Raw genomic sequence first — 6,540 nt, forward strand, 5'->3', positions numbered from 1 at the left:
GCGCCCGCGCGGCCCGGGCACCCGGACCAGGGCCTCGTCCAGCGCGAGGTTCCACGCCGGCTCCCGAACGTCATCGACGATCATGCTGAGCATCCCGCCGTCCCTCCGCTCACCTCCGTGGCGGCCGTCCCGGCCGATCCGGCCGCCGCGCGCCCCGGCCGCAGCACGCGGGCGCCGGGTGGCTGAAACATATCGACACACCGAGCCGATGACAGGCGGAGAGTTTTCATATGGTGACACTGTGCGATGATCCGCAGGTAGTCCGGCCTGCCGGGACTCTCAACGGGCCCCTGCGCGCGGCGTGTCGGGCCGCTCGCCGGAGCGGCGGAACGCGGACGGAAAACGCGGACGGGAATCAGCCGATGAAGCGGTGCACGTCTTCCCGTTCGGTCGGGCCGGGTTCGGCGGGCGCGATCCACGGCCCCGGGACGGACGGGTCGAGCACGCCCTCCTCCAGCCAGGTGAAGTCGCCGTCCAGCACCTCGCGGGCGAGGCGTCCGTCCTCGGCGTCGGTGTTGCGCCAGAGCCCGTCGAACAGTTCGTCCACCCGCACCCGCGACTGGCGGCAGAACACGTCCGCCAGCCGGACCGCCGACATTCCGGGACTCGCGCCCTCGCCGACCGGTTCGCCTTCCGGGTGGGCGTCGGCGTGGGCGCGCACGCAGACCGCGCTCATCGCGTACAGCTCCGCGCCGATGTCGACCATGCGGCCGAGGAAGCCCTGCCGCCGCTCCAGCCCGCCCTGCCAGCGCGCGGCCGCGTAGAACGTGGACCGGGCGAGCTTGCGGGACGCGCGCTCGACGTAGCGCAGGTGCTGGGCCAGCGGCCCGAACTGGCCGTACGCGCCGGGCCGCCGTCCGGACCCGGTGACCAGCGTCGGCAGCCAGCGGGCGTAGAAGTTCCCGGCGCGCGCCGCCGCCCGCGCCTTGTCCCCGGCCGTCGCGTCGGGGTCGATGATGTCCCCGGCCACCGACAGGTGCGCGTCCACCGCCTCGCGCGCGATCAGCAGGTGCATGATCTCGGTCGAGCCCTCGAAGATGCGGTTGATGCGCAGGTCGCGGAAGACCTGCTCGACCGGGACTCCGCGCTCGCCGCGCGCCGCCAGCGACGCGGCGGTCTCGTAGCCGCGCCCGCCGCGCAGCTGGACGAGCTCGTCGGAGATCCGGCAGGCCATCTCGGACGCCCAGAGCTTGGCGAGCGCCGCCTCGATCCGGATGTCGTTGCGCTCGTCGTCGGCCAGCCGACCCGACAGGTCGAGCATGGCCTCCAGCGCGTACGCGGTGGCGGCGATGAACGACACCTTCTTGGCGATCGCCTCGTGCTCGCCGACCGGACGCCCCCACTGGACGCGCTCGGCCGTCCACTCCCGGGCGATCCTGGTGGCCCACTTCCCGGCCGCCGCGCACATCGCGGGCAGCGAGAGCCGCCCGGTGTTCAACGTGGTCAGGGCCACCCGCAGCCCGGCTCCCTCCTTGCCCACCAGGTTCGCGGCCGGGACGCGGACGTCGTGGAACCGGGTCACGCCGTTCTCGATGCCGCGCAGTCCCATGAACGCGTTGCGGTTCTCGACGGTGATGCCGGGGCTGCGCATGTCCACGACGAACGCCGAGATGCCGCCCCGGTGCCCCTCGCCCTTGGGGACGCGCGCCATCACCACGACGAGGTCGGCGACCACGCCGTTGGTCGTCCACAGCTTCACGCCGTTGAGGACGTACTCGTCGCCGTCCGGCACGGCGGTGCAGCGCAGCCGCGCAGGGTCGGACCCGACGTCGGGCTCGGTGAGCAGGAACGCGGTGATCGAACGCGCGCTGACCGGCAGCCACGCGTCCTTCTGCGCGTCGGTGCCGAACAGCTTGACCGGCTGCGGGACGCCGATGGACTGGTGCGCCGAGACGAGGGCGCCGATCGCCGGGCTGCACGAGCCGATGATCATCAGGGCCCGGCCGTAGTGGTACTGGCTGAGCCCGAGCCCGCCGTACCGCTCGGGGATCTTCATGCCGAGCGCGCCGAGCTCGCGCAGCCCCTCGACCACCTCGTCCGGGATGCGGGCCTCGCGTTCGATCCGCATCGGGTCCACGCGGGTGGCACAGAACTCTCGCAGCCGGGCCAGGAACTCCTCGCCCTTGCGCGAGTCCTCGGCGGCCGGGCGCGGGTGCGGATGGATGAGGTCCAGGCGGAAGTCGCCGAGGAAGAGCTGCCTGCCGAAGCTGGGCAGCCGCCACTCGGCGTCCCTGGCCTCCTCGGCGACCTTGCGCGCGGTCCGCTCGTCCACATGCGTCATGCCGACTCCTCGGATGGGCTCCCGGGGGCTCTCCCCGTGAAGTTACTCCCGGGTGAAACCGATGAGTAGGGCCGCCTGCGAGACCGACTTCGCGAAATCCGCCTCCGCGCGCGACGGAAGGTGATCCAATGGTCGCGTACCGCCCATGTCTTGGCCACTGCCCGGCCGGAGGGGTTCGCTGTGCGTGATGGATGAGACACGGAGACCAACTCTCATCTCCTCGGTGCAGCGCGCGTTGCGTCTCATGGAGGCCGTCGCCTCGCATCCCAACGGCGCGCCCGCGAAGCAGTTGTCCCGCGAGGCGGGACTGCCGCTCGCCACCACCTACCACCTGCTCCGTACCCTCGCGCACGAGGGTTACGCGCTGCGGATGACCGACGGCGCCTGGGTGCTGGGCGACCGCGTCCACTCGCTCCAGGGCCAGGCCCGCGCGCAGCAGCTGCTGACCCGGATCAGGCCCGCGCTGATCGCGCTGCGGGACGAGCTGGGCGTCGCGTCCTACTTCGGCATGCACGTGGACGACGAGATCCGCATCGTCGACATCGCCGACGGCCCCCGCGCGCCGCGCGTGGACCTGTGGGTCGGTTTCGACGACGCCGCGCACGCGACCGCGATCGGCAAGTGCATGCTCGGCCAGCTCGACGAGGACCGCCGCCGCGACTACCTGTCCCGGCACCCGCTGGTCGACCTGACCCCGCACACGATCACCGAGCCCCGGCGGCTGCTGCAGCTGCTGAACACGCAGACGGGGCTGGCGCTCGACCACGAGGAGTACGCGATCGGCACCGGCTGCGCGGCCGTCCCGGTCACCGACTCGACGGGCACGGTGGTCGGCGCGCTGGCGATCTCCTGCCGCTCGACGAAGCTGCCGAAGGTGGAGGCGCGAGTGCACCGCATGCAGGCGACGGCGGCGCGCATCCAGCGCACGCTCAGCCTCACCCTCTGAGCCGGCGCCCGACTGGCGATGTAACTGTCGAAGACGGATTGACCAGTTACTGCTCGACACCCTATGGTCGTGACTGTCATCATCCATGATGCCAGTTACGGAGGTCGCTGTGCGGCGGAGCGGGTTGCCCCGGAGCGTCTGGCTGCTGGCCGCGGCGCGGGCCGTGAACCGGCTGGGCGCGTTCTCGGTGCCGTTCCTGGCGGCGCTCACGGTCGCCCGGTTCGGCGCGAGCCCGGCGACCGGCGGGCTGGTCACCGCCGCGTTCGGGGTGGCGACCGTGCCGTCCCGGCTGCTCGGCGGCCGGCTCGCCGACCGGATCGGACGCCGCCGCTCGATCGTCCTCGGGCTCGCCGGGTGCGCGGTCGCGCAGCTGGCCATCGCCGCCGCGGGGACGGTCTGGCAGGTGCTGGCGTTCGCGGTGCTGCTCGGGCTGGTCTACGAGATCTACGAACCGGCGAGCCAGGCGATGATCGCCGACGCCGTCGGGCCGGCCGACCGGGCCCGCGCCTACAGCCTGTTCAGCGCGGCGCTCGCCGCCGGGGGCGCCGGGGCCGGGCTGGTCGCCGCCGCCGTCGGGCGCTGGGACCTGCGCTGGCTGTTCGTGATGGACGCTCTGTCCTGCCTGGCCTGCGCGGTGGTGGTGCGGCGGGTCCTGCCTCTCGACCGTCCCCTGCGGAGCGGGACGCGGCGCGACGCCGCCTCGCCCTGGCGGGACCGCGCCCTGCTCGCCCTGCTCGCCTGCGGGACGCTCTACGCCCTGGTCTTCACGCAGGTCACGGTGGCGCTGCCGCTCGCGATGACGCGCGGCGGGCTGGCCGCCTCCGACGCCGGGATCCTGTTCACCGTCTCGGCCGTCACCACGGTCGCGGGCCAGCCGCTGCTGCGGCTCGGGCGGCTGGCCGCGCTGTCCACGCCCGTGACGCTCGCACTCGGCTGCGTCCTGATGGCCGCCGGATTCGCCGGGTACGCGGGCGTCCGGGGGCTCGTCCCGCTCGGTCTGGCGACGGTCGTGTGGAGCGTCGGCGAGCTGCTCGTCTTCGGCCGCGTGTACGCGGCCGTCGCCGATCTCGCGCCGCCGTCCGCGCGCGGACACTACCTGTCCGTCTACGGCCTGAGCTGGGGATTCGCCGGTATCGTCGCGCCGCTCACCGCGACTCAGCTGCTCCAGCACGCGGGCGTGACCGCGCTGTGGACGAGCACCGCCGCGCTCTGCCTCGTCCTCGCCGCGCTCCAGTTCGTCCTGGTCAGGCCGCTGCTACCGGACGCGCCGCGCGACGCCTCCACCGACCCGGTCCGCGCGGAGCCGACGACCGCGCCGACGGCCTCGCCGTCCGCCGAGAGCGTCGCCTGACCTGATGGACGCGGGGTGAACATCCGGGCGGCTTGCCCGCTTTGGTCCGCGCGCCGGAACCGCCGCTTCTACACTGCCGCCCAGCCCTGGCGATCACGGAGGTCATGCGACGATGCGACGGACGAAGGCACGGATGCCGGCACTCACGGCGGGCGCGGGCGTGCTCGCCTGCGGGGCGGCGGCGGCCGTCGCGGCCGTCACCGCCGGTGGCGACGGCGGGCACGGCGGCGCGGAACGGCAGGTCTCGTCGGTCGCCGGACGGACCGTCCTGGCGTCCTCCCCCGCCGACCTGCAGAAGAAGATCGACGCGGCGCGGCCCGGCGACACGGTGCTGCTCCGCGACGGCTCGTACCAGCTGGACAAGCCCGTGACGATCAGCGGGCGGGCAGGAACGAAGCAGGCGCGGATCACGGTCGGCGCGCAGCACACCGGGAAGGCCGTCCTCACCGGGGCCGGGATCACCCTGTCCCGCTCGCCCTACCTGACCCTCTCGGGCTTCGTGTTCCACACCCGGCAGGCTCCGGGCGTGCCCGCCGACTCCCCCGGCGTCCGGCTCACCCGCAACACCTTCCGGCTGGCGGAGCCCGCGACCAAGAACAACTGGGTGAACGTCGAGGCGGACGACGTCCGGATCGACCGCAACACGTTTGCGCACAAACGGTCCCAGGGCGTGTTCCTCCAGATCAACGGCCCGGGGAAGGCCATGGCCCAGCGGACGCGCGTCACCGCCAACCTGTTCACCGACCACGGGTACACCGGCTCGAACGGCGGTGAGTGCATCCGCCTCGGGTACGGCGACAAGGGCGCGGTCCCGGCGCACGCGGTCATCGAGGGCAACCTGCTGGACCGCGCGAACGGCGACGCCGAGGGCATCTCGGTGAAGTCGTCGAACAACGTCGTCCGGTACAACACCATCCGCGGCAGCCGGGGCTGGATCGTGCTGCGCTTCAGCAACGACTCCCAGGTCTACGGGAACGACCTGCTCGGGACGTCCGGCATCAGGTTCTACGGGCGCGGCCACGACATCCACACCAACTATGCCGAGGGCGGCGTGACCGTCGGCGGCGGCACGTCGGACCCGGACGCCTACTGGCCCGCCGACCACGTCCGGTTCACGCACAACACCGTCCTCGGCCAGGTCAGGAGCGACCACTCCGGCGGCGGCAAGGCACATGACCTGACCTTCGCCGACAATGTCGTCCAGACGGCGAAGGCCCCGGCGGTGAGCCTGAGCGTCCTGAAGTCGGGCTTCACGGGCAACCTGTTCTTCGCGCCCGCCCCCGGCGCGCCGGGCGTCCCGGCGTCGGGCTACCGGTTCGCGGACCCGAAGCTGAAGCCCGGCGGCGGCCTCCGGCACCTCGCCAAGGGCAGCCCGGCCGTGAACGCCGCGACGAACCCGTTCCCGGGCGACGGAACCGACATCGACGGCCAGCCCGCCTCCGGGCGGGCCGACGTGGGCGCGGACGAGCTCTCCACCGCCGCCGTCACCCGCACCCCGCTGACCGGCGCGAACGTCGGGCCGTCCGCCCCCTGACCGGGGTCAGCGGCCCTTGAAGTCGGGCTCGCGGCGTTCGAGGAAGGCGGTGATGCCCTCCTTGGCGTCCTCGGTGGCGGCCAGCTCGACCAGCTCGCCGAGCAGGTACTCGACGGCGTCCTCCAGCGGACGGCCCTCGACGGCGAAGAAGGCGTCCCGGCCGCGGCGCAGCCCGACCGGCGACTTCGCGGCGATCGTGCGGGCCAGCGCGTCCACCCGCGCGTCCAGCTCGGCGCGCGGGACGACCTCGGTGACCAGGCCGATCTCGCGTCCCTCGGCGGCGGTGATCCGCTCGCCGGTGTAGTAGAGCCTGAACGCGTGCTTGGGCGCGACGTTCCGGTTGATGATCGCCATGATCATCATGGGCCAGAGGCCGACGTTGACCTCGGGGGTCGCGAGCTTGACGTCGTCGGCCGCGACCACCAGGT

At 73.1% G+C, this 6,540-nt stretch carries 5 protein-coding genes; 3 read left to right on the plus strand and 2 right to left on the minus strand.

The window, feature by feature from the left end; translation table 11 throughout:
* Positions 1–355 precede the first annotated feature (355 nt).
* Complete coding sequence (locus AB0J52_RS22150; protein ID WP_500183758.1) at positions 356–2,281, minus strand: acyl-CoA dehydrogenase family protein; 1,926 nt, start codon at positions 2,279–2,281, stop codon at positions 356–358.
* A gap of 187 nt (positions 2,282–2,468) precedes the next feature.
* Between AB0J52_RS22150 and AB0J52_RS22155 the strand changes: the two genes are divergently transcribed.
* The 3 genes from AB0J52_RS22155 to AB0J52_RS22165 all read left to right on the plus strand — a co-directional run bounded on the left by AB0J52_RS22155 (position 2,469) and on the right by AB0J52_RS22165 (position 6,112).
* Positions 2,469–3,227, plus strand: coding sequence for an IclR family transcriptional regulator (locus tag AB0J52_RS22155; protein ID WP_500183761.1), 759 nt, complete (start codon positions 2,469–2,471; stop codon positions 3,225–3,227).
* Between the two features lie 124 nt (positions 3,228–3,351).
* Positions 3,352–4,578 (plus strand): MFS transporter, encoded by a 1,227-nt coding sequence (locus AB0J52_RS22160; RefSeq protein ID WP_500183764.1) that lies wholly within the window; start codon positions 3,352–3,354, stop codon positions 4,576–4,578.
* Between the two features lie 133 nt (positions 4,579–4,711).
* A complete protein-coding gene (locus AB0J52_RS22165; RefSeq protein WP_500183767.1) occupies positions 4,712–6,112 on the plus strand; it encodes a polysaccharide lyase 6 family protein in 1,401 nt (466 codons plus the stop codon).
* A gap of 6 nt (positions 6,113–6,118) precedes the next feature.
* Here AB0J52_RS22165 and AB0J52_RS22170 read toward each other — a convergent pair.
* The coding region (locus tag AB0J52_RS22170) for an enoyl-CoA hydratase-related protein (RefSeq protein ID WP_500183771.1) at positions 6,119–6,540 on the minus strand (422 nt) is incomplete at its 5' end.

Source organism: Spirillospora sp. NPDC049652, assembly GCF_040675125.1.
GTDB lineage: Bacteria > Actinomycetota > Actinomycetes > Streptosporangiales > Streptosporangiaceae > Spirillospora.